27 protein-coding genes are annotated in these 22,319 nt (G+C 69.8%); 10 read left to right on the top strand and 17 right to left on the bottom strand.

Features of this window, described 5'->3' with window-relative positions; all coding sequences use genetic code 11:
• Positions 1 to 4: 4 nt before the first annotated feature.
• The 5 genes from ACZ6R6_RS21915 to ACZ6R6_RS21895 form a co-directional block, all read right to left on the bottom strand.
• Complete coding sequence (locus ACZ6R6_RS21915; RefSeq protein ID WP_470095959.1) at positions 5 to 1,351, bottom strand: YcaO-like family protein; 1,347 nt, start codon at positions 1,349 to 1,351, stop codon at positions 5 to 7.
• A 20-nt stretch (positions 1,352 to 1,371) separates the two neighbouring features.
• Positions 1,372 to 2,391 carry a T3SS effector HopA1 family protein gene (locus ACZ6R6_RS21910; RefSeq protein WP_470095957.1) on the bottom strand — a complete coding sequence of 340 codons (1,020 nt, stop codon included), beginning with the start codon at positions 2,389 to 2,391 and terminating at the stop codon, positions 1,372 to 1,374.
• Positions 2,388 to 3,527: a phosphotransferase family protein gene (locus ACZ6R6_RS21905; protein ID WP_470095955.1), complete on the bottom strand. Its 1,140-nt coding sequence runs from the start codon at positions 3,525 to 3,527 to the stop codon at positions 2,388 to 2,390. The genes ACZ6R6_RS21910 and ACZ6R6_RS21905 overlap by 4 nt, the downstream gene beginning before the upstream one ends.
• Positions 3,528 to 3,552: 25 nt before the next feature.
• Positions 3,553 to 3,786: a thioviridamide family RiPP peptide gene (tvaA, locus tag ACZ6R6_RS21900; RefSeq protein ID WP_306861109.1), complete on the bottom strand. Its 234-nt coding sequence runs from the start codon at positions 3,784 to 3,786 to the stop codon at positions 3,553 to 3,555.
• A gap of 214 nt (positions 3,787 to 4,000) precedes the next feature.
• On the bottom strand, positions 4,001 to 4,228 hold the full coding sequence (locus ACZ6R6_RS21895) for a hypothetical protein (RefSeq protein ID WP_470095953.1): 228 nt from the start codon (positions 4,226 to 4,228) through the stop codon (positions 4,001 to 4,003).
• Between ACZ6R6_RS21895 and ACZ6R6_RS21890 the strand changes: the two genes are divergently transcribed.
• The 5 genes from ACZ6R6_RS21890 (at position 4,127) to ACZ6R6_RS21870 (ending at position 8,829) form a co-directional block, all read left to right on the top strand.
• Positions 4,127 to 4,936 carry a protein kinase family protein gene (locus ACZ6R6_RS21890; RefSeq protein WP_470096233.1) on the top strand — a complete coding sequence of 270 codons (810 nt, stop codon included), beginning with the start codon at positions 4,127 to 4,129 and terminating at the stop codon, positions 4,934 to 4,936. The genes ACZ6R6_RS21895 and ACZ6R6_RS21890 overlap by 102 nt on opposite strands.
• Positions 4,846 to 5,541, top strand: coding sequence for a flavoprotein (locus tag ACZ6R6_RS21885; RefSeq protein WP_470095951.1), 696 nt, complete (start codon positions 4,846 to 4,848; stop codon positions 5,539 to 5,541). The genes ACZ6R6_RS21890 and ACZ6R6_RS21885 overlap by 91 nt, the downstream gene beginning before the upstream one ends.
• Positions 5,535 to 6,740: a 50S ribosomal protein L11 methyltransferase gene (locus tag ACZ6R6_RS21880; RefSeq protein ID WP_470095949.1), complete on the top strand. Its 1,206-nt coding sequence runs from the start codon at positions 5,535 to 5,537 to the stop codon at positions 6,738 to 6,740. Before ACZ6R6_RS21885 ends, ACZ6R6_RS21880 begins: the two co-directional genes overlap by 7 nt.
• 252 nt (positions 6,741 to 6,992) lie before the next feature.
• Complete coding sequence (macS, locus tag ACZ6R6_RS21875; protein WP_470095947.1) at positions 6,993 to 8,147, top strand: MacS family sensor histidine kinase; 1,155 nt, start codon at positions 6,993 to 6,995, stop codon at positions 8,145 to 8,147.
• 31 nt (positions 8,148 to 8,178) lie between these two features.
• The gene (locus ACZ6R6_RS21870) at positions 8,179 to 8,829 is read left to right on the top strand and encodes a response regulator (RefSeq protein WP_470095945.1); all 651 of its coding nucleotides are present in this window, start codon (positions 8,179 to 8,181) and stop codon (positions 8,827 to 8,829) included.
• Between the two features lie 18 nt (positions 8,830 to 8,847).
• Here ACZ6R6_RS21870 and ACZ6R6_RS21865 read toward each other — a convergent pair whose 3' ends face one another.
• From ACZ6R6_RS21865 to ACZ6R6_RS21845, 5 genes are all read right to left on the bottom strand, one after another.
• On the bottom strand, positions 8,848 to 9,138 hold the full coding sequence (locus ACZ6R6_RS21865) for a YiaA/YiaB family inner membrane protein (RefSeq protein ID WP_470095943.1): 291 nt from the start codon (positions 9,136 to 9,138) through the stop codon (positions 8,848 to 8,850).
• A 179-nt stretch (positions 9,139 to 9,317) separates the two neighbouring features.
• Entirely contained in the window at positions 9,318 to 10,481 is a 1,164-nt protein-coding gene (locus ACZ6R6_RS21860) for a cytochrome P450 (RefSeq protein ID WP_470095941.1), read from the bottom strand.
• An 8-nt stretch (positions 10,482 to 10,489) separates the two neighbouring features.
• Complete coding sequence (locus tag ACZ6R6_RS21855; RefSeq protein WP_470095939.1) at positions 10,490 to 10,660, bottom strand: hypothetical protein; 171 nt, start codon at positions 10,658 to 10,660, stop codon at positions 10,490 to 10,492.
• Positions 10,661 to 11,025: 365 nt separating this feature from the next.
• Positions 11,026 to 12,216: a CU044_5270 family protein gene (locus ACZ6R6_RS21850; RefSeq protein WP_470095937.1), complete on the bottom strand. Its 1,191-nt coding sequence runs from the start codon at positions 12,214 to 12,216 to the stop codon at positions 11,026 to 11,028.
• Entirely contained in the window at positions 12,209 to 12,814 is a 606-nt protein-coding gene (locus tag ACZ6R6_RS21845; protein WP_470095935.1) for an RNA polymerase sigma factor, read from the bottom strand. Before ACZ6R6_RS21845 ends, ACZ6R6_RS21850 begins: the two co-directional genes overlap by 8 nt.
• Before the next feature lie 231 nt (positions 12,815 to 13,045).
• On the opposite strand from ACZ6R6_RS21845, the gene ACZ6R6_RS21840 reads away from it, so the two are divergent.
• The 4 genes from ACZ6R6_RS21840 (at position 13,046) to ACZ6R6_RS21825 (ending at position 14,786) form a co-directional block, all read left to right on the top strand.
• Positions 13,046 to 13,456, top strand: coding sequence for a VOC family protein (locus ACZ6R6_RS21840; RefSeq protein ID WP_470095933.1), 411 nt, complete (start codon positions 13,046 to 13,048; stop codon positions 13,454 to 13,456).
• Between the two features lie 188 nt (positions 13,457 to 13,644).
• A complete protein-coding gene (locus ACZ6R6_RS21835) occupies positions 13,645 to 14,109 on the top strand; it encodes a helix-turn-helix transcriptional regulator (RefSeq protein WP_470096223.1) in 465 nt (154 codons plus the stop codon).
• Positions 14,110 to 14,114: 5 nt separating this feature from the next.
• Positions 14,115 to 14,264, top strand: a complete 150-nt coding sequence (locus ACZ6R6_RS21830) for a hypothetical protein (protein ID WP_470095931.1) — start codon at positions 14,115 to 14,117, stop codon at positions 14,262 to 14,264.
• Between the two features lie 66 nt (positions 14,265 to 14,330).
• Positions 14,331 to 14,786: a pyridoxamine 5'-phosphate oxidase family protein gene (locus ACZ6R6_RS21825; RefSeq protein WP_470095929.1), complete on the top strand. Its 456-nt coding sequence runs from the start codon at positions 14,331 to 14,333 to the stop codon at positions 14,784 to 14,786.
• Positions 14,787 to 14,854: 68 nt separating this feature from the next.
• Here ACZ6R6_RS21825 and ACZ6R6_RS21820 read toward each other — a convergent pair whose 3' ends face one another.
• The 7 genes from ACZ6R6_RS21820 to ACZ6R6_RS21790 all read right to left on the bottom strand — a co-directional run bounded on the left by ACZ6R6_RS21820 (position 14,855) and on the right by ACZ6R6_RS21790 (position 21,433).
• Entirely contained in the window at positions 14,855 to 15,892 is a 1,038-nt protein-coding gene (locus ACZ6R6_RS21820; protein ID WP_470096221.1) for an RDD family protein, read from the bottom strand.
• 125 nt (positions 15,893 to 16,017) lie between these two features.
• A complete protein-coding gene (locus ACZ6R6_RS21815; protein WP_470095927.1) occupies positions 16,018 to 16,554 on the bottom strand; it encodes a hypothetical protein in 537 nt (178 codons plus the stop codon).
• A 78-nt stretch (positions 16,555 to 16,632) separates the two neighbouring features.
• The gene (locus tag ACZ6R6_RS21810) at positions 16,633 to 17,358 is read right to left on the bottom strand and encodes a helix-turn-helix transcriptional regulator (RefSeq protein ID WP_470095925.1); all 726 of its coding nucleotides are present in this window, start codon (positions 17,356 to 17,358) and stop codon (positions 16,633 to 16,635) included.
• A gap of 222 nt (positions 17,359 to 17,580) precedes the next feature.
• Positions 17,581 to 18,768: an RtcB family protein gene (locus ACZ6R6_RS21805; RefSeq protein ID WP_470096219.1), complete on the bottom strand. Its 1,188-nt coding sequence runs from the start codon at positions 18,766 to 18,768 to the stop codon at positions 17,581 to 17,583.
• A 108-nt stretch (positions 18,769 to 18,876) separates the two neighbouring features.
• Positions 18,877 to 19,359, bottom strand: a complete 483-nt coding sequence (locus tag ACZ6R6_RS21800) for a hypothetical protein (protein WP_470095923.1) — start codon at positions 19,357 to 19,359, stop codon at positions 18,877 to 18,879.
• A gap of 23 nt (positions 19,360 to 19,382) precedes the next feature.
• Positions 19,383 to 20,762, bottom strand: a complete 1,380-nt coding sequence (locus ACZ6R6_RS21795; protein WP_470095921.1) for an ATP-binding protein — start codon at positions 20,760 to 20,762, stop codon at positions 19,383 to 19,385.
• On the bottom strand, positions 20,759 to 21,433 hold the full coding sequence (locus ACZ6R6_RS21790; RefSeq protein WP_470095919.1) for a response regulator: 675 nt from the start codon (positions 21,431 to 21,433) through the stop codon (positions 20,759 to 20,761). The genes ACZ6R6_RS21795 and ACZ6R6_RS21790 overlap by 4 nt, the downstream gene beginning before the upstream one ends.
• A 140-nt stretch (positions 21,434 to 21,573) precedes the next feature.
• Here ACZ6R6_RS21790 and ACZ6R6_RS21785 point away from each other — a divergent pair, with 140 nt between their 5' ends.
• Positions 21,574 to 22,071 (top strand): hypothetical protein, encoded by a 498-nt coding sequence (locus tag ACZ6R6_RS21785; RefSeq protein ID WP_470095917.1) that lies wholly within the window; start codon positions 21,574 to 21,576, stop codon positions 22,069 to 22,071.
• Positions 22,072 to 22,319 lie beyond the last annotated feature (248 nt).

The raw sequence follows: 22,319 nt of genomic DNA, 5'->3' as shown, positions 1-22,319 counted from the left end.
CACATCAGGCTGGAATCTTGGACTCACGTTTTCTCGCCGCCAGGTCTGTCAGCGCCCGCGTCCACGCCTGCGCGCCCCGGGGCCCGAGCTTGCTGTAGTCGACTCCCCACGACTCAAGGTGCGGTACCACCACGCGGACCACGTTCACCGGGATGCCCGGCGGTGAGAGGTCCACCGCCACCGCGCGCTGGATTCCGCAGGAACGGAGTCGGCCCAACATGAACCGGATGTCCGCGACGATGTCGTCGCTCTGCCGAGAGGGGACCTCGGACATCCGGGTGAGCTTGCCGACCGGCCGCCAGGCCCAACCTCCCTTGTCAAGGGTCGAAGATCTCCGCACGTGGTACTGGTTCTTCGGGACGTCCTCACCGGGGAGACTGATGTCCTCCCGCATGGCCTGGATGTCCACGGCCCTTCCCTGCGCGCACTCCGAGATGGCTCTCAGCAGCGCGACCTCCGCGTCGGGATGCGTCCCGAACCCACCGTGCCCCTTCGAAACGGTCGGTCCCAGGTCTTCGGCGGTCGCCGCCATGAAACTCGGGACGCCGAGGTCGGTGGTGATGTTGATCACCCGCATTTCGATGCCGGCCGTACGGACCTGCTGGACGAGGGCCTGCGCGCGCTGCGGCAGACTCTCCAGGTCGATGTGGGGATGCAGTTCCTTGAGCCGCTCGGAGAGCGCCACCGGCTGGCGTTCGACGTGCAGGCCCTTCTCCAGCACCTGGGACAGCTGGCTGCTCAGCAGCTCGGCGATGGTGATCGAATCCCGTTCGATCACTTCGCAGAGCGCGTGGCAGATGGCCTCCTCCAGGCTGTTGCCCGACGCCAGACCGTTGGTGGTGGAGATTTCGTAGGTGGGCGGCTCGTGCATCTTGATGTTGTAGACCGCGCAGTCCTGCGCCACGAGGATCGGTTCCTCGTTGAGGAGGTCGAAGCCCTCCACCCAGGAGATAGGCGCGTCGTCCCGGTAGTGGCGGGAGAGCTCCAGGTTGTAGTCCCGCGGGTTGAGCACCGTCCGCCCCTGGGCAAGGAGCTCCTCATAGGAGGCGATGGCCGCGGGACGGACCGGCAGCCAGCCGGAGAACCGCTCGATGCCCTCCATGACTGCTGACGTCATGGCGTCGATCGGCCGGGCGCCCTTGCCGTTGTACACCGAGATCACGTCATGCGAGCGCGGAGAGATCGCGTTGTAGACCGGTATCCCTATGCGGTCCAGCCATGTTATGTCCGCCACTCGCGTGATGCCGGCCCGCCGAAGGTGCGGCCGTACACGCTCCCACGTGACTTCCGAACTCACTTCACGGTGAGCGCCTGTCCCGTTGATTTTCGGAACGTGCTGCCGAAGGTGCATGGTTCCTCCTCTGAGTCGTCCTACGCGCCGGCGAGGCCGGATGACGTCCATCCCGCCGGCGCGTTCAGGTAGGGGTGACGGATGTCGAGGCCTTCCTCGCGGTATCTGCTCCTGATCGCCAGAAAACGTTCGCGTGGCGAGTCGGCCCCTTCTTCGTGAGCACGCACGAGGCCTTCGGCCACGAGCTGGCACCGGTGCAGGCCGAAGCTCGTACGCTGCCCCTTGATCTCGGGTTCCTGCGCGAAGGAGAAGCCCGGCGCCAACCTGAGCGCGAAGCAGGGATGGTCGTCTCTGAACCGGTCCGCCTGACCGCGGTGGATCGCCTCCAGCACCGCGCGGTGACGTTCCCACGCGCCGGCGCTCATGTAGATCACAAAGGCGTCCCGGCGCTTGAACGCCTCCGGGTGGTTGACGACTTTGAGCTGGAAGGGGACCTTCAACGCGTTCAGTGCCCGAGTGGTGGAGCGGACCAGCCCAGGCGCCGCGTCGGCGTCGGCCAGCGTGAGATAGAGGCGGACGAGCCCACCGTCTCCCCCGTCCAGCACGCCATGATCACCGAAGATCGTGTACCAGCCCAGCAGGAGGTAGGGCCGGTCGGGCGGCAGGCGTAGTGCCACTGCCCTCCCCTTGACCAGCGGCCCGTCGGTGGACAGCTCCTCCTCCGAGGCCCGCAGGGTCAGGCGGTCCTTGGTGACGAGGTAGTCGTCATCCCGTTTCTCCTGGATGATCCAGCCGTGCCTCAGCTGTCCTCGCCCCACGCTGGCCGCCTGGATGCGGTTGACCAGGTCGAAGTCCTCGTGCCCCTGCAGGGACGCCGCGCGGCGTCCGCCGCGGAGGAAGAGCTCCGCGGCGAAGTGGTCTCCGGCGTAGTAAGTGAGGTAGAGCACGCGGTGCAGATACGCCAGGACCGGACGCTCCGGATCGACGTCCAGGTCCCTCGGCGGCTCCAGGGTGCCGAGCTCCGGGTGGCGGAAAGTGGTGGAGTCCAGGATCTCGATCTCTTCCGCGATCCGCCAGAAGATCCTTTCGTAGCTGTTCAACCGGCCCGCCCCTCTCTCCGGTGCCCGCCCAGAAGGAGCGTGGACACGATGTCGGGACGCTGAACGAAGCGCTTACCGAAGTGCAGGCAGAGGTGGCCGATCCTGCCCAGTGCCCCGATCTGCTGAAGCCGGACGGTGGAATGGACGAGCAGCGCTATACCGGCGTACTGCACCAACCGGTTTACATCCTCTTCGGAGACGGATCTGGCATCCGAATAAGCGTTCATGAAATTGTGCGCGTTGGTCTGTAGCTGCGACATCCAGTCGGTGGCCCCGACGGCGAACCGCACCCGTCGCATTTCGCCGAGGAACAGCTGGCCGACCAGGAAACCGACGTCGTACATCGGGTCGCCGAACCCCGCCAGCTCCCAGTCGATGAGCCTGACCGGCAGGGCGCCGGCCGGCGGTGCCACCGGAAAGAGGACGTTGTCTCCTCCCAGGTCGAAGTGGATCAGGCTGTTCGGAGCCCACCGGTCATGGAGCTCCCGGAATCTCGGTTCCAGCTCCTGCATCGACCGCAGGTAGTCGTCGAAGTCCAGGCCGCAGCCGTTGGCGTACTCCCTCGTGCTCACCAGCGTGTCCCGCGGCACCGGAGGTCCCAGCATCCGGTCGGGGTGCTTGTCCCTGATCCCCCGCACCGGGACACCGTGCAGCGCCGCGAGGATCCGAGCCAGTGCCCGCAGGTAGGGCTCCGGGACCAGCCTTTCGTCCTTGAGCAGATCGTGCAGGCTGAGACACGGAGGAATCGCGTCGACGACGACCACGCGTGTCTCCGGGTCCACCGCCAGGATGCGCGGTATGGCCGCTCTGATCTCGGGAGGGAGCGCTACTCCGTCGAGCAGCCCGAGCATGGCGGTTTCATAGTTGTTCTCGACATCGATGTCCTCATCCGGCCACTTGAGGAGCACGAAGGAGCCGTCCACCAGCCGCACCAGGACCACGCGCCGCCGGGAGACGCACCGCGTCACGGAGATCACCTCGTGAACGCGGTGTCCCACGGCGCGGAGAATCCGGCCGACCGACTCGCTGGAGACCAGCTCCTCATCCTCCGCACGCGGGGAGGGGCGCGCGCCCGGACGCGGGATCAGGAATCCCAGCGTCCGGGCACGCAGTAGATCTTCTGGCGAATGTCTCATCGAGCGTTCAACCGTCGCACTCGATTCAGCAGTGCGTCGCGGGTGTGACGAGGACACCGGTGAAGGTGCCTTGGATGCTCTCGTCGGGAGAGACCCCGACCTTCTCCTCGAGGAACTGCTGCAACTCCTCGGCGCTGATCCCAGCGAGCTCGGAGAAGGAGACATCGATCGATCCCAGGTCGACGTCCTGGAAGTCGTCCTCCTTGACCCGGTCCATGAGCTCCGCGATGAGAGCGTCGTCGACTGGCGCTTCTTGCATTGCCGTCCTCCTCTTTCGGTGCACTGACTCGGAGCCAGATTAATTAGGCGTTACATGGCTCACAACAGGCACTAAGCCCGGCCAGTCGCATATGCAACACTTTTCGTAACATGTCGCTTGATCACGTCGTCGCAGTACATTTAGTCTGGCGCCATGTCAAAGGCGGAAAGAGCGAGGAACGGTGCCGTCAGAAGTTGACCGGGATCCGGATATCTCATCGAACTCCCAGGTCGAAGCCCTGATGAATACGGCCGACAAAAGCGTGGTGCGATCGATGCGCGGCCCTTTCGTAAACAGGATCTGCATACGGACGGCGCACGGATATCGATGGATCGAGCACTTGCAGCGACCCGGCGGGATATATCTGGACAACACCCGTCTCGCCGATGTCTTCCGCGTCATGCCGAAAGCCGGCGCGGTCGCCGTGCCTGTCCGCGTTCACAATCACGTCCTGGCGGCCTGGAACGCCGTGCCCACCCCCGCGCTGTTGTGCGACCGGGTCTTCGACGCGGCGTTCATCGGGGAGGACGGCTGGTGGCACGGCGTCCTCGGCGGCCTGGCCCGTTTCCTGGGTGCTCTGCACCGGCTCCCGGCGGACGACCTCGTGGACGTCCTCCCGGACCGGAGCTCCGGGAGCGCCTGGCTCGCCTCGGACGACGGAGCCGCGGCCGGCATACGGCGTGCCAGAGACCGGCTGCCGTCGCACCTGACGCCCTTGATGGCGGAGAAGGCGCAGTGGCCCGGGGCACCGCCCCGAAACGTCGCCCTCGTCCATGGCAGGTTCTCAACGGGAGTGTGCGCCCCGACCTCACCGGTGGCGATTCTCGGATGGCGTGAGGCGGGCATCGGCGATCCGCTGAGCGACGTCGCGTATCTCATGGGAGAGGTCCTTGAGGCGGCCGCCCTGACGGGAGTCGCGCCCCGGGCGCTCCGTCTCCGCATCGAAACGTTCCTCACCCGGTACCAGACCTCGCTGGGCCGCTCGCTGGACACCGCCGAGAGTGAATGGCTGGGCGTGCTCACGGCCCGGAGAGTGATCGATCACTACGCGCAGGCGACATGGGCCCTCGGGCCGGACGACACCTTGCGTGGGGTGCTGCCGGAGGTGGAAAAACAATGGCTGGTCCTCAGCGAGGTGACGGGCTCATGACATCTCCCGCGGAGCCGGAACAGTTGAGGCTGCTGCTCGGTGTCTGTGGCTCGGTTTCGTCCTTGACCGTCCCGCACCTTCTTCCCTGGCTCGGTCTGAAACTGGGCGTGACCGACGTCCGCGTGGTGCTGACCACAATGGCCCGGCGGTTCGTCACAGAGGAATCGTTGAGAGCGGTCGCGGCGTGCGAGACGTTCTCCGGCTGGGACGACTTACCTCCCGGCCGGGACTCGCACGTGACGATGGCCGACTGGGCGGAGGTCATCGCCGTCCTCCCCGCCACCGCGAACTTCCTCGGGAAGGTGGCCAACGGCATCGCCGACGACCTGCTCACCTCGATCCTCCTGGCGGCCTCCTGTCCGGTCGTCCTCGTCCCGGCCACGAGCAGGGCCATGTGGGACAAGCCCGCTGTCAGAAGGAACGTCGCACGACTACGCGACGACGGCTACCAGGTCGTGGAACCCGGCAACGGCGTCGCCTTCGCGACCGGTGAGGCGGAGCCCGGATCCCTCGGGGACTTCCGGCGCCCGCTGGTCACGGCGGTCGCGCAGGCGCTGGCCAATCGTGACAGAACATCATCCGAACAAGGAGCCGAGTCATGTTGAAGGCCGACACCTCACTGCGGCGTGTCCCCGAACTCTTCATGGAGTTGGAGAGCGCCAATCTGGTCCGGATCCATCACGATCGACGCGTGTGGGAATTCGGTCAGCACACGCTCGCGTTGCTCGACGCTTTCTACACCCCCACCTCCATCGCCGAATGCCTGCAACGCCTCGGACCACGGCTCAAGGGCCGACGTGCGATGGAGGAGGCGGTGACGACACTGAGCATGCTGGTGAGCGCGGGCATCCTCACCGAGGAACCGCCGACGGGCTTCACCGATCTGATGTTCCCGACCGGGGGTTACGGGCTGGCCCACCTGAACATCCGCATCCTGGAAGATCCGATCAGGAAGGCCACCTTCATCCGGGCGATCAACGAGGTGGTGACCCCTGACGATGTCGTGCTCGATCTCGGCACCGGCTCGGGAATCCTGGCCGTCGCCGCGGCCAAGGCCGGCGCCAGGCACGTCTACGCCGTGGAACCGGCGAGAAGCGGTGACCTCGCCGCGGAGATAGCCAGGGCCAACGGGGTGGCGGAGCGGATCAGCTTCGTCAAGGGCTGGTCCAGCACGACCGAGCTGCCCGAGCCCGCCACCGTCCTGACAACCGACATCGTCGGCAACGACGCGCTGGACATGGTCATCTGGGAGTCGGTGCAGGACGCCCGGAAGAGACTGCTCACCCCGGATGCCCGGCTCATCCCCTCGTCGTTTGAAACCTACCTCTACCTCGTGGACATGCCCGAGAACGCCGTGGGTCAGCAGCGCATCCTTCCCCAGCAGATCAAGCGGTGGCAGAGCCGCTACGGCATCGACTTCTCCCCCATGCTGGATGCCGACCGAGGGCGGGTGGCGGGGTTCTACGAGAGGCCGGAGACCGTCCAGCAGTGGCGGCGGATGTCGACCGCGCAGCCGCTGAGCAGGATCGACCTTCGACAGGACGCCCGGGTGTTCGAAGGCGAGGTCACCCTCGCCGCCTCCCGGCACGGGACCGTGTCAGGAGCTGTGCTCTATTTCGAGGCGCAGATGTCTCCCGGCGTGTCGATGTCGACCGCCCCCTGGGACGGGGACGAGCTGAGCCACTGGTTCACCGCCTGCTGGGCCCTGGACTCCGAGATCGAGGTCGTCCCCGGCGACGAGGTCCGTCTTCGTTACCGTTACGAGGGCGATGGGCGCGCAAGCCTGGCGTTGGCCGGCGACTGACCCGACCGTTCACCGCTCACCGCGACAGGAGGATTCATGATCCGCTCCGCTCAGGGCTGCGCTGCTCCGGAACAGACGATCGCTCTTCCGGCCGGGATCGACCTGCCGCCCCAGGCCGTCATCCAGAAGGCGGTGTCCTGACCCTCCTTCCGACGGCCGAGGGCCGGCCCACCCGGCGGAACGCCCCTCCGGCGCGGGCCGCCGTATAGTCGGGCCACCGGGAACAGCGCCGATCGAGCGTGATGGGGCCGTATGGGGATCGAGGGGTCGTTCTGGCGCGCTGTCGCGGTCTACCGCGTCGCCTCCCTGGGCTACGCCGCACTGTTGCTGGCGGGCGCCGGCGGCTACCAGCGCCCCGTCGCGGGCTGGCTCGTCCTCGGCGTGATGACGGCCTGGACCGTGGCCACCACCATCGCCTACTCGACCGCGAGAAGCCGCCCGCTGCTGGTGACGGACGTTCTCGTCACCCTCGGCTGCCTGCTGGCTTCGCCGTACGTCCAGGGGCCTGACGCCGGCCCGGCAGGTGTCATGCCGGTCACGGCGACCTGGATCGGGGGGCCTGTCCTCGCCTGGGCCGTGTACGGCGGGCGGCGGGCGGGGGCGGTCGCGGCGGTCGTGCTGTCGCTCGGCGACCTGTGGCTGCGCGGGCTGCGCGGATTCGATCACCCCGTGCCCGTCCCCGTCACCGGAACCGTGCTGATGATCCTCGCCGGAACCGTCGTCGGCCATGCGGCCCGGCTCACCGAACAGGCGGAAGAACGGCTGCAACGGGCCGTCGAGATAGAGGCGGCCGGCCGGGAACGCGAGCGGCTCGCTCGCGGCATCCATGACTCCGTTCTCCAGGTGCTGGCGCTCGTGCAACGCCGTGGGCTGGAGATCGGCGGGGAAGCCGCCGAACTGGGACGGCTCGCCGGAGAGCAGGAGGCGGCGGTGCGCGAGCTGATCCGCGGCGGGCCGGCCGCGGCGGAGCAGGACGGCTCGGGCCTCGTCGACGTGGGGGCCCGCCTGCGCCGATACACCACGGCGACGGTCACCGTGTCGACGCCCGCGACCCCTCTGCCACTCCCCGCCGGTCAGGCTCGCGAGGTCGTCGCGGCCGTGGGCGCGGCGCTCGACAACGTCCGGTGGCACTGCGGCGAGGACGCGAGGGCCTGGGTCTTCGCCGAGGACGACGGCGTCTCGATGACCATCACGGTGCGCGACGAGGGCCCCGGCATCCCCGCGGGACGCCTCTCGGAGGCGGAGGCGGAGGGCAGGCTCGGCATCGCGCAGTCCATCCGGGGCCGGATCGCCGGCCTCGGCGGCACCGTCGCTTTCACGTCCGTGCCCGGCCAGGGGACCGAGGTCGAGCTGGTCATCCCCGTCCTCGCACGGCCTCCCGCCGGCGGGCATACCCGCACGCCTTAGGCGGGGACACGGGCCGGTTTACAGTTGCGGCATGACCAGCGCGCTGCGGGTGATGGTGGTGGACGACCACCCGATGTGGCGGGACGCGGTCGCCCGCGACCTGGAGAACGCCACGTACGAGGTGGTGGCGGCCCTGGGCGAGGGCCGCCAGGCGCTCCGCGTCGCCGCCACCATACGCCCCGACGTGGTCATCCTCGACCTGCGGCTTCCCGATCTGCCCGGTGTGGAGGTGGCCAGGGGGCTGGCCGCGTCCGACCACCCGCCCCGCGTACTGGTGCTGTCGGCGAGCGGCGAGCACGAGGACGTGCTTGAGGCGGTCAAGGCCGGGGCCTCCGGCTACCTGGTCAAGTCGGCCGGCCGGGAGGAGTTCCTCGACGCCGTCCGGCGCACCGCCGAAGGAGAACCGGTCTTCACCCCCGGTCTGGCCGGGCTGGTGCTCGGCGAGTATCGCCGCCTCGCCACGCAGCGCCCCTCCGACGACGGGCCACGCCTCACCGGCCGGGAGACCGAGGTGCTGCGCCTGGTCGCCAAGGGCCTCTCCTACAGGCAGATCGCCGAACGGCTGGTGCTCAGCCACCGGACCGTGCAGAACCACGTGCAGAACACCTTGAACAAGCTCCAGCTCCACAACCGGGTCGAGCTCGTCCGTTACGCGATCGAGCGGGGACTCGACGAGGGGTAGGGCGGCCGGAGGGACGGCTCAGAGATTGTCGACCTTGTAGGGGTCGTGCTCGGCGAGCAGCTTGTCGAGGCGCGCCTGGTCGACGCGGCTTGACACGCTGACGAGTTCCTGCCGGTCGCGCACGCACTTGGCCAGGCTGAAGGCCGACGTCACCGTGTACAGCACGGCGACCGCGAGGAACGCGCGGATCCAGGGGTCGATCGGCAGGAAGACGACGCCGAGCGCCACGCTACCGAGCGCCATGCCGAAGGAGACGACGCACTGCGCGAAGTAAGCGGCGGTCATGACGGGCTGGAGTGGTTTGTCCATGCCATCAAGGGTCTGTCACCAGTCAGCCGGCCGCCTGAGTACACGTACCTACCCCGCCTGAGTAAACGGACCGGAGTGAGCCCTCGTCGGCGCCCGACGGCAAGCGGACCCGGACCGCAGGGCCGCCGGCAGAGCACGGCCGGCACGGCAAATCATGATCAGGGTGGCGGGGGGCCGCCCTACCACGTCACGGGCAGCGTGGTGGGACCGCTGACGAGATGGCCGGCCCGCCACCGGATCGCCGAAGGGGGGACGGCGAGTTCCAGGCTCGGGAACCGCCGCACCAGCCCGGCCATCGCCAGCTGGAGTTCGGTACGGGCGAGCAGCGCGCCCAGGCAGAAGTGCGGACCGTGCCCGAAGCTCACATGGGCGTTGTCAGGACGGCGCGGATCGATCTCGTGGGCGTCGGCGAACGCGGTGCCGTCGCGATTGGCGGCGGACGCCGACACCACGACCCCGCTACGCGCGGGGATGCGCACACCCCCGATCTCCGCGTGCTCTGTGGTGACCCGGAAGAGCAGCTGGGGGACGGCCGGGTGGACACGCAGCAGCTCCTCCATCGCCGCCGGGACGAGTGACGGGTCGGAGTGCAGCGCCGCGTACATCTCCGGCCGGCACAGCAGCGTGTACACGCTCGCGGCGAGCTGGCTGAGCGTGGTCTCGTGCCCTGCGACGAGGAGCACGACCGCGAGATTGACCAGTTCAGGACCGGTGAGCGCGTCTTCCCCGCCGTCTGCTGACGAGAGGGTGCTCAGCAGGTCGTCGCCCGGTCCGGCGGCCTTGGCGGCAACCAGGTCGGACATGTAACCGCGCAGGTTCCTGGCGGCCTCGAACACCGTCTCGGGTGGATCCGTGACCGACAGCATGGCCTGCGACCATCCGCGGAAGGTCGCGCGGTCCTCGTACGGCACGCCGAGCAGCTGGCAGATCACTGTGATCGGCAGGGGCGCGCACAGCGCCTCCACCAGGTCGACGGGCGGGCCGGACTCGCCCATGTCGTCCAGCAGCCGGGCGACGACCTCCTGAATGCCCGGTCGCATGGACTCGATGCGGCGGCGGGTAAAAGCCCTGGACGCGATGCCTCTCAACCGCGTGTGGCGGGGCGCGTCCATATCGAGCAGGCTGTCGGGCACTCCCACCGACGCCCTCGGCGCGTAGCGAGGGGCGCCGGGCTCCAGCGTGGCGGCCCGGCTGAAGACCGGATCGGACAGGACGCGCCGGGCGTCCTCGTACCGCGTCACCAGGTAACCCTCCTCGCCGGACGGCAGCGTGCAGCGCCTCACCGGCCCGATCTCCGGGACCTCGCGCTCACCCTGGTGCTGGAACGGATTGACAGTGGACATGCTGGACATCAGCTTTCTTTGTCGAGGCGTGTGAAGGCGCGGGACAATCGCGTCAGATAAGCGACTTCGTCTTTCATGAGCGGCATGGTCGGCGCGATCGCCGCGCTGTCGCGTTCACCGCTTTCCCGATCCGTCCCCGATCGATCGTCATCCTGGGAAGGGTCTGTCGAACGGTCCAAGGTCGAAAGGGTCGGGTAAGACCTCGCTGTCCTCCAGCTCCTTTATCCACAATTCACAAGGTGTGCGCCGTACCTTCTTCAATGACGACCATCCGACATGGGATCACCCTCGCCCTGACCGTTCCGGCCAGGCCATGGTGTATGTCGCTTCATGTGCAGACAGCACACTGGAGGTGCCATTCCAAACACCATAGAACAGATGTCGGACGGATGATCCATTTTTCTCGGCCGCCAGGTCCTGGGGTCGACGCCGTCGGGGAACAGGCGCCTGCCCTCGCCGACGACGACCGGGTGGAGGAAGAGCCTGAGCTCTCGGCCGCCCTGCCCGCCTCGCCCCGGAGAGGCGGGTAAGGCGGCCTGAGGCGTCAGGCCGGTGGGTCCTCCGAGCCGCGCCGGCGGGCGGGCAGCTCGGGCTCGTCGTCGGTCCAGCCGGCTCTCTTGACCGCCGTGTAGGAACGGGTCTCCCCGCCCGTGTCCTTGATGGTCGACACCGACGCGAGCGGCTGCCCGGTGACCGTGTCCATGATGAGCCGGTACTCCCCGGTGGAGTGCCGGAGGCTGACCGCCTGACCGGTGCGGCCGAGCGGGTCGGTGACCTCGCCGTCCGCGGTCACCCCGGGCAGCGAGGCGAGCATGCGGTAGGCCGCCGCCCGCACCTCGGGCGGGACCGGGAGGTCGATGATGACGCGCACGCCGGTCTCGTAGAGCTCGGCGTCCATGTCCACGTCGGCGGCCTCCGCGCCGTACCGCTTGGTGATGACCGGCTTCAGGTAGTCACGCAGGCCGTCCGGGGTCGTCGGCAGCTCGCTGAGCGCGGCCCGGGACATGGGCTTGCCGAGCAGCGCGACCGACAGTTTGCCGGTGGCGTCCCGGGTGGCCACGGGCTCGCCCGGCCCGCTCCGCAACGTCACGCTCCCGGCCTCGCCGGGCCTGCCGCCCGGACCGGGGTAGACCCAGCTCGTGGGGGAGCCGGCCGCGCGCCACGCCTCCTCGTCCCGCGGCGTCGCCGGCCTGGTCCCCAGATCCTGGCTGATGAACCAGATGGGCTTGCCGGGTGCCGGCGAGACCCACATCTCGGTCGAGGAGGTCAGTTCAAGGGTGTATCGGCCGCCGGGTTCGGCTCTCTGCTTCCCGGAGACAGCGCCGCGGACCCAGTTCGCCCCCTCCGCGGGTGTCCTCGCGGCCGAGGCCGCGGCCGCCAGGAGCACCTGCTGAGCGGTCAGCACCCTGACGGGCCGGTCGGAGGCCACCACGGTGGCGGGCCCCGCCCCCGGGCCCCCCGCCGAGGTCGCCGACGTGATCAGCAGGGTCACGGCCGCCGCGGCGCCGAGCAGGCCCACGCCGAGGGCGGTCCGCCGAGCGGTCCGCGTTGCCGCACGTCTGTCCTTGCGTACGGGGCCGGGGGTTGTCTCGTCGGTCATCTGAACGCTCCTCGAACAGGTCTGCCGGGAGGTGCCGGAGAAGGCGGCGGCGAGCCGGTCCCGGCCGGCCGCGGCCGCTTCCGGGGAGATGGGCGGTTCCGAGAGCAGCTCCCGGATCGCGGTCAGGTCATCCATCTGCTCCTCCGAACATGGGGTTGACGCCGCCGAGCGCGGCGCGCAGCTTCTTGCGGGCCCGGTTGAGCCGGGAGCCGACGGTTCCCACCGGTATGTCGAGGGCCTGGGCGATCTCCTCGTAGCCGAGCTCCGCCAGCGCGACGAGCAGCAGCACGTCGCGGTCGGCGTCCGGGATCGTGGCCAGGGCCGAGGCGAGCCTTCCCTGCACGCCCGCGGCCGTCAGCCGGCGGGCCACCAGGTCCTCGTGCCCGGCCTCGGCCACGCCCTCCACCGGTGCCCGCTGCAGAGCCTGCAGCCGCCGGAACTCGCTCCTGCGGTGCCCCGCGACGGTGTTGACGGCGATGCCGTACAGCCAGCCCCGGACGACCCCGCGGCGCGCGTCGAAGCCGGCCCGCCCGTGGAAGGCCGCGAGGAAGATCTCCGCGGTCAGGTCGTCGGCGATCTGCGTACCCAGCCGTCCGGCGACGTAGCGGTGGATCTCCGAGACGTAGCGGTTGTAGAGCACCGCGAACCGTTCGGGGAAACGGAGGGACTCCTCGATCAGGTCCGCGTCCTCGGCTCCGCGCGGGAGATCACTCACATCCTGCAACGCGCTCATGTGATCTCTTCCGCCCCTCCCCGCGGGAACGCTCCGCGCGGCCGTACGGTGGTCATGGTCGCTTCTCGGTGGGTCACACCCCTACTTGGCGGATCCACGGATCCTTCTTCACGCCCGCCGGCGACGCACTCGCGGCGGTGCGGATCTCGAAGGCCCGCGCCGGCGTGAAGTGGCCAGACCGGTCAGGAATCGAGAAGCGCCGGTCACCGAGCCGCGGCTAGCGTGACCGTCATGGAACTCACCATTCACACCACCTTTCTCCCGCACGACGACCCGGACGTCTCCCTGGCCTTCTACCGCGACGTCCTCGGCTTCGAGGTCCGCAACGACGTCGGGCAGGGCAAGATGCGCTGGATCACGGTCGGCCCCGCCGGCCAGCCCGGCACCTCCATCCTCCTGGCGCCGCCGGCCGTCGACCCCGGCATCACCGACGACGAGCGCCGCGTCATCGCCGAGATGATGGCCAAGGGCACCTACGGCTGGATCGTGCTGGCCACCCCGGACCTCGACGGCACCTTCGAGAAGGTGCAGGCCGGCGACGCCGAGGTCGTCCAGGAGCCGACCGAGCAGCCCTACGGCGTCCGCGACTGCGCCTTCCGCGACCCCGCGGGCAACCTGGTCCGCATCCAGGAGCTCCGCTGAGCCGTCCGGTCATCGCTCCGGCCATGACGGCCGGAGCCGCGACCACCGGCCTCCACCCCACCACCATCGAGCAGTTGCTCGACCGGCTCGTCGACTCCGGCGAGCCGGTCATCGCCACCGAGCACCTCGCCGCCTGCCTCGACATGCGACGCAGGTGCCCGCGGACATCGATGAAAAGGAGTTCTCACATGTGTCACCCCTCGTGGGGGCGCGCACTCACCGCGGCGCAGCGCCTGAAGGACCTGGCGCGGCTGCGCCGTGTCCGCGACCGGATCGACCGGGAGTACGCGCAGCCGCTGGACGTCGAGGCGCTGGCCCGCGGCGTGCACATGTCCGCCGGGCACCTCAGCCGCGAGTTCCGGCGCGCCTACGGCGAGTCACCGTACTCCTATCTGATGACGCGGCGCATCGAGCGCGCGACGGCGCTGCTGCGCCGTGGCGATCTCAGCGTCACCGAGGTCTGCTTCGCGGTCGGCTGCTCGTCGCCGGGCACCTTCAGCACCCGCTTCACCGAGCTGGTCGGCATGTCGCCCAGCGCCTACCGGCGCCAGGCGGCGCGCGCGACGGCGGGGATGCCGTCGTGCGTGGCCAAGCAGGTGACCAGACCGGTCAGGAATCGAGAAGCGCCGGTCGCCGAGCCGCAAATAGCGTGATGACCATGACGTCCATCGAATCCGTCACCCTCGACGTCGCCGACCCCACGGCCGCCGACCGCTTCTACACCGCCTGCCTGACCTGCCTGGCCGCCGGTCACGAGACAGCCGCCGGGCTGAGATCATGGCGTCCGACAAGCCCGCGGCCCCGGTGAACCGGCCGCTGACCGACGGAGCCCGTCCCCGGAGGAAGGGCTCTCCACGAAGTGACTGGAGGAAGCATGACGGACGCGCCGCCGCGTGGACTTGAGGAGAGGCTGCGGGACACTCGCGCGAGGCTGGAGAGCGGCGTCGATCTCTGGATCGCGACGTCGGGCTCCCCGGGCGGCGTCCACCTCATCCCGCTCTCATACCTCTGGGACGGGACCGCGTTCCTCATCTCGACACCGCGCGCCTCGGTCACCGGCCGCAACCTGCTGGCGGACAGCCGGGTGCGACTCAGCCTCGGGCCGACCCGCGACGTCGTCGTCGTCGACGGCACCGCCGAGCCGGTGGACATCGCCGGCCTCCCCCCTGAGGCGGGCGACGCGTTCGCGGCCAGGACCGGTTTCGACCCGCGCGGGCTCGACGAGCCCTACCAGTACTTCCTGATCCGGCCGCGGCGCATCCAGGCCTGGCGTGAGGAGAACGAGCTGCGGGGACGCGACCTCATGCGCGACGGCCGCTGGCTCGGCTGACCGCCGCGCGGGAACGCCCCCCGGCGACCGGCCGCCGGTCGTTGGGGACCGGCCCCCAGCCCCCTTCGTCACGAGTGCTGAGGGTTCTTCTTCCGGTCGGGCACCACCGCGGCGCCCAGCCAGCGATCATGAAGGACACGGCCTTCCGGATCGAGAAGTGTCCACAGCCCGTCCACGAGGAGGCACAGCAGCCCGACGCCGGGGACGAAGGAGAGGAGAGGGAAGGCCAGCGTGCGCAGAGCCGCCCGCCCCGCCCCCAACCGTCCGCCCGTCCGCGCGGCGACGACGCGGACACCCAGCAGGCGCTTGCCCAGCGTCCGCCCCCACAGGGCATGCTGCACCCAGAAGTAGAGGAACAGCCCGGACAGGATGGCCAGTTCCACGGGCTTCACGCTGCTCCGGAACAGGTGGACCTGCCCCAGGAGCCCGTATCCCATGCGGAACCCGGAGCCGGAGCCGGAACCGGCCAAGGACCAGACCGGGCCCGCCACGGCACCGAGCACCGCAACAGCGATCAGATAGTCGGCCAGGGCCGCCGCCGGCCGCCGCCACACCGTCCCGGGCCGGGACGGAACCGATTCTCCCCCGGTGACGGGCCGTGTCCTCCTCGACGCGGCGAACACCAGCGTCGCGGCCGCCAGGAGACACAGCTGGGTGGTCCCCCAACCGCCGGCCACCGCGCCGAACCAGTCGGCGCCGAACGGCGGGATCGACTCGGAGCAGATCCCCCGCTCGCCGTACAACGAGATGAGAGGTTCGATGACCGCGATCAGGACGAGGAGTCCCACCACCCGCCGGCCCACGATCCCGGGATCCCCGCGGCCGAGACACGCGAGGAGGCCGAGGAGGACCACGAGAGCCGGAACCGCCCAGGCCGCCGTGATCTCCATGACCGTTTCGAGGTCATGGCGGAGCAGGGCAAGCGGTGACAGCGTCGATCCACCGCTGAAGGGGCACACGTACCCGTAGATCCGGGTGAACTCTCCCTGGGCCCGGGCGGACGTCTCGACCTCGAGCCGCTCGCGCCACAGCTCCCAGGTCGGGAGGGCGGCGACAGCCGCAGCCGCCACCCACGCCGACAGCCCTGGCGGCGGCAGCCGGGGCATCTGCGGCACGATGATCCTTTCATTCCGGGAGCGCCACCCTAGCGATGCGCCGGCCGAGCGGCAGAGGCGCGGCGACCGGGCACGCCCACACCGCCTTCGATCCGGGCAGCCCGGCCGCGGTCCGGCTAGGCCGTCCGAGCCGTCATGGCACGCAATCCGAAGGTGGCGGTGCCGGTCAGGAGCACCACCCCGGACAGCACACCGCTGACAAGCGGCACCCAGGCGACGGCGGCCGTCGACGCCAGAACGAGACCGGCGGCGCCGAGCAGGGTGAGGACCACACCGGGTACGGCGATGCTCCAGTCCTTCCAGACAGGCGCCAGCGCGACGAAGTGCACACCGACTACGAACGCCACCCAGGCCACGTTGGTCTGCTCAGGACGTTCCCATGCGGCGAGCACCCGGATTCCGCCGAACAGCAGGATCACCTCGGCGGCGACGATGATCAGGTAGCCACGGCCGAACATGTTCCGCCGTGGGCCCGCGGTGGACTGTTCCTTCCGGTCCTTCCGGGCCGTGGCGAACCACATGGCGACAACACTCGCGGCCCCCAAGCAGGCGGCCACCCGCAGGGAATTCACGGCCACGGCGTTCAGCGGGCTCTGCGCGTTGACGACGATGAAGACCGCGCCGAAGATCGCGCCAACCAGTAGTCCAGTCATTCGTTGCATGACGTTATTGAAATCCGTACCGGATTCCGGCTGCATTGGGGCTGGGGCGAGGATCGGGTATGCCTGGCACTACCGTGCCGCGCCGCGCAGATAGGCGAGCACCGCCAGCACCCGCCGGTTGTCGTCCTGAGTCGTGGGTAGCTCAAGCTTGACGAACACGCTGGCCACGTGCTTACCGACGGCCGCCTCCGTGATCGACAGCGCGCGGGCGATGGCGCTGTTGGAGCGCCCTTCGGCGATCAGAGCGAGCACCTCGCGCTCGCGCGGGGTCAGCCGGTGCGTCGGCTCGGTGACCTCCCTGGCCCTGGCCCAGGTCTGCTCGAACAGGTCGATGAGGATGGCGATCAGACTCTGCTGCCTGATCATCAGGGCGCCCGGCGAGTAGGCGACGGGGGTGATCCGGATGAACGCCACCGCGCGGTCGAAGACGAGCAGCTGCTGGATCGGCTCGTCGATGACCCGGTGCAGGTTGCCGGCGGCATGCAGCTCCCCGATCCGGGCCGCCTTGCGGGGGTCGTCCAACATACTCGCGTGGACGATCGTGCGCATCGTCATGCCGCGCTGCAGGACGTCGAGCACGTTGCGCCTGCTCTTCTGCTCCTGGCGGCCCTTCTCCTGTGAGCCCACCGGGTGCATGGCCCGCAGCTCCCTCGCCGAGCGGGTGGCCTGCGCGATCTGCTGCCGGACGAGCTCGCTGTCCTCCAGCCGCTCGACGTCGACGGGGATGCCGCGCAGCTCACCGACCACCTCTTCCAGCCGACGGGCAAGTTGAGCCAACGACACGCTCTCGTCCACACGTCTCCTTCGCCGACCGTGTCGCCCCTCACAGCCGACGCGGGTACTACTCGCAGATTCTGACCGGTGCGATCCGCACACTGCCGGCGGACGACGCCCGCATCCTTCACGAGCCGCTTGCCAGTCACCCGACAGATGCTCCCCGAGGCGGTCGGAGAACTCCAATCGGCCCGCCCCGGCCTGCCCGGCGGACGGCGGTCGGCCCGCGCCGCTGCCGGGTCCTCAGCCCTTGACGCAGATGAGCTGCCGGAGGTGGGCGACCACCTCGACGAGGTCGGTCTGCGCCGCCATGACCGACCGGATGTCCTTGTAGGCGCCGGGGATCTCGTCGATCACCCCGGTGTCCTTGCGGCACTCGACGCCGTCGGTCTGCGCCTTGAGGTCGGCCAGCGTGAAGGTCTTCCTCGCCTTCGTCCGGCTCATCCGGCGGCCCGCGCCGTGTGAGGCCGAGTTGAACGCGGCGGCGTTCCCCAGGCCCTTCACGATGTAGGTGCCGGTCGCCATCGAGCCGGGGATGATGCCGAACTCGCCGGATCCCGCGCGGATCGCGCCCTTGCGGGTGACGAGCACGTCCACGCCGTCGTAACGCTCCTCCGCGACGTAGTTGTGGTGGCAGGAGATCGGCTCGTCGAAGGTGACGCCCTGGAGGTGGCGCCGGAGCACGTCGCAGACCAGGCCCATCATGACCGCCCGGTTGCGCCGCGCGTAGTCCTGCGCCCAGAACAGGTCGCGCCGGTAGGCGTCCATCTCCGGCGTCTTGCCGAGGAAGACCGCCAGGTCCCGGTCGACCAGCCCCTGGTTGTGCGAGAGCCCGCGAGCGATCCCGATGTGGTGCTCGGCCAGCTCCTTGCCGATGTTGCGCGAACCCGAGTGCAGCACGACCCACACGTTCTGCTCGTCGTCGGCGCAGATCTCCAGGAAGTGGTTGCCGCCGCCCAGGGTGCCCATCTGCACCTCGGCCCGCTCCCGCCGCGCGTGCACGGCCGGCGCCAGCTCGTCGAAGCCCTTCCAGAACTTCTCCCAGCCCGCGACCCTGAACTCGTGGATCTTGGACGGGTCCACGGCCTGCTTGTGGTGCCCGAACCCGACCGGGACGGCCTGCTCCAGCTTGCCGCGCAGGTAGGCGAGATCGTCCGGGAGCTGCGAGCTCTTGTAGGACGTCTTGATCGCGGTCATCCCGCAGCCGATGTCCACCCCGACCGCCGCCGGGGAGACGGCGTCCTTCATCGCGATGACCGAGCCCACCGTCGCGCCCTTGCCGTGGTGCACGTCCGGCATGACGGCGACACCGTGGACCCACGGCAGGTCCGCCACGTTACGCAGTTGCTGCATCGCCTGCGGCTCGACCGTCTCCGGGTCCGTCCACATCCTGAGCGGGTGGCGCGTGCCGGCCACCTCGTTGTACGTCATTGTCATGTCGCCTCCTTCCGGCTACATCCCGAACGCGATCAATGACGCCAGACACCGGCCGTCCCGGGCAACTCATTTACGCCATCACAGCTCATTTGAGGTCACAGCTCATCTGAAGTCATCACAGCCGACCTGCCCCCTGTCCGGTACGGTCACCCGCACGTCGTCCACGTCCATGCCGCGCTCGGCGGCGGTGGCGGCAGCGATCGTGCAGACGAGCTGCCCGGTCGCCATCCGCGACAGGCGGGAGACCGGCGGCAGCCATCGGCCGCCCACCAACATCGGCGCGCCCTTGTCCAGCGTGAACCCGTCGTCGCTCACCCGGACGGCCAGGTTCCTGGGCAGGCGGGTGTCCAGGGCGCGCTCGCTCTCCTTCGAGGTGGGCCCGCCGGTCAGCAGCTCGACGGCTTCGGCGGCCTCCAGCGGGCCCTCGGGACGGCCGACGGAGACGAGGCGGTCCTGCTGCACGAAATACAGGCGGGTGCCCTGGACAAAGCCGCGGGCCGCCTCTCCGGCGCCGATCACGGGGGTGGGGCCGACCCCGCAGGCCGTACACACTGTCAGGAGCAGGGCGAGGAGCCAGGTTCTCACAGGCGCTCCCTCGGCAGGGCGTCTCACGGGCGCTCCCTCGGCAGGGTGAGGGTGAAGGCGGCTCCGGGACCGGCGGCGACGGTGAGGTCACCGCCGTGCAGCAGGGCGTTCTCGCGGGCGATGGCCAGCCCCAGACCGCTGCCTTCGGAGCGGGCGCGGGCGGCGTCGGCCTTGTAGAAGCGCTCGAAGACGTGCGGGAGGACGTCGGCGGGCAGACCCGGCCCGTGGTCGGCGATCTCGACGACGACGGCCTGGCCGCCGGCGCGCACCCGGACCGTGACGGGCGGCGCGCCGTGCCGCAGCGCGTTGCCGACGAGGTTGGCGACGATGACGTCCAGGCGGCGCGGGTCGAGCGCGACCCGGATGTCCGGCGGCAGGTCGGCGGTGACACGGTCGCTCCAGCCGCGCGAGCGCAGGCAGGCGGCGACGGAGGCGCCGACGTCCACCTCGTTGAGGTTGAGCACGGCGGCTCCGGCGTCGAAGCGGGAGATCTCCATCAGATCGTCGACGAGCTTGGTGAGCCGGGCGACCTCGGCGGTGACCAGCCGGGCGGCGGTCCCGGCGTCGGCGTCCAGCCGGTCGGCGCCGGCTTCGAGGACGTCGGTGACGGCGGTGGCGGCGGCCAGCGGGGTGCGCAGTTCGTGGGAGACGTCGGCGACGAACCGCCGCGACCTGGCCTCCATCTCGCGCAGTTCGTCGACCGAACGTTCCAGCGCGGCGGCGGTCTCGTTGAACCGTCCCGCCAGCCGTGCCAGCTCGTCGCCGCCGCGCACCGGCAGGCGGGTCTCCAACCGCCCTTCGCCCAGCCGCCGGGCCGCGCGGTCCAGGTCGGCGACCGGGCGCAGCACGCCGCGCGCGGCCAGCAGCCCGGCCAGCACCGCCAGCAGCACGACGGGCAGGGCCGCCGCCTGCGCGGCGCGCAGCACGGCCGCCTCGTCGGCGGCGGCCTGCGCCAGCGACTCGACGAGATAGATGGTGATCCCCGACGGGGTGCCGCCCGCGAGGAGCATGACCCGGCTGCCGCCCACGAGGTACGGCACGCCGTCGCGGGTCACCCGCTGCCAGATCAGCTCCGGCCTCCGCAGGACGGCCTGGCGCAGTTCGGCGGTGATGCGGGCGTCGCTGGGGACGGCGCCGTCCCTGACCACGTACACCTCGCGGTCGCCCACCTCGAGATCCTCGGCGAGCCGGGCGAGCTCGTCGTCGGCGGCGGGCAGCGCGACGTCGCGCGACAGCAGCAGCACCCGGTTCCTGAAGTCCTTCAGCGACCGGTCCTGCACCCCGGCCAGCAGGTTGGTCCGCGCCTTGTAGTAGGTCAGCCCGGCGGCCCCCACCGCGCTCAGCCCGCCCACCAGCACGAACGTGATCACCAACCGGGCCCGCAACCCCCGCAGCCAGGTCATACCGGCCCGAAGCGGTAGCCGAACCCGCGCACGGTCTGCACATACCTCGGCTCGGCCGGCACGTCCTCGATCTTGGCGCGCAGTCGCTGCACGCACGCGTCCACCAGCCGCGAGTCGCCCAGGTAGTCGTGCTCCCACACCGACTCCAGCAACTGCTGCCTGTTGAAGACCTGCCCCGGCGCGGCCGACAGATACAGCAGCAGCCGCAGCTCCATCGGCGGCAGCGCGACCTGCCGCCCGCCCCTGCTCACGGTCAGGGAGGCGCGGTCCACGCACAGCGCGCCATAGGTCTCCGCGGGCGAGGGCACGCTGTCGGTACGGCGCAGCACCGCCCTGATCCGGGCCTCCAGCACCTGCGGACGCACCGGCTTGACCACGTAGTCGTCCGCGCCGGCCTCGAGCCCGCCGACCACGTCGAAGTCGTCGCCCCGCGCGCTCAGCATCACGATCGAGGTAGCGGTGGTCGCACGGATGCGACGGCAGACCTCGAACCCGTCGATGCCGGGCAGCATGAGGTCGAGCACCACCACGTCGGCGGCGAAGCGCGCCAGCCGCTCCAGCCCTTCCTCCCCGGATGCCGCCGATTCGACCTCGTGGTCCCTGCCCTTGAGGGCGAGTGTCAGAGCGTCCCTGACGTTCGGGTCGTCCTCGATCAGCAACACGCGAGCCATGCGTTCCAGTATCTGCCGCCCTGACATGCGGTTTGCCCGGACTTGAAAGCTATTACACGTTCATGACATGGCGCTGACGGGCCGCTCACAGGGGCGGGCCAGGGTGTTGGACAGTCAGCCCCGACCCATTGGAGGAGACCGTGTTGATCACCAAGCGGCGTCTCGCCGTCCTGGCCGCCCTTCCCACCCTGGCGCTGAGCGCGGCGTGCGGAGCCCAGAGCTTCGCCAGCGCGGCGAGCCCTTCCGCCTCGGCCACGCCCAGTTGGCATGAGACGGCGGTGAAGTTCGCCCAATGCATGCGGCAGAACGGGATCGACATCCCGGACCCGGTCAAGGGACAGGACCTCGACACCAGTGCCGTCACCAAGGTCACCCAGGCCAGGCTCGACGCCGGCATGAAGGCGTGCAAGGAGTGGGACTCGGTGATCCTCGGCAGCTCCGAACCGTCCTCACCCGAGGACGAGGCCAAGTTCGCCGCGTGGGCCGAGTGCCTGCGCGCGGGCGGTGTCTGGCAGCCCATCGGCAAGGAGGAGAAGCCGGCCGGATTCAAGCAGGTCAAGCCCGGCTCTGCTGCCGAGAAGCGGGTCTTCGAGGGGTGCGCCTCCCTGCAGCCGCCCGCGCCGTACGAGGAGAACTAGCCACCGGCGCTCCCGCCAGGCCATGCCCTTCCCTCCGCCGGGACGAGGGGAGGGTTGGCGGGAACACGGGCCGGTCCCGGCTCCTCGCGTCAGGAGCCGGGGCCGGCCTAGGTGACCGGCAGCGCGACGGGACGGTGAGTCAGGCCGAGGTGACCGGCAGCGCGACGGGACGGTGAGTCAGGCCGAGGTGACCGGCAGCGCGACGGGACGGTGAGTCAGGCCGAGGTGACCGGCAGCGCGACGGGACG

The sequence above is a fragment of the Streptosporangium sp. NPDC048886 genome, assembly GCF_055586905.1.
Note: the sequence above shows the minus strand (reverse complement) of the source record. Positions and strands in the feature narration are given on the sequence as shown.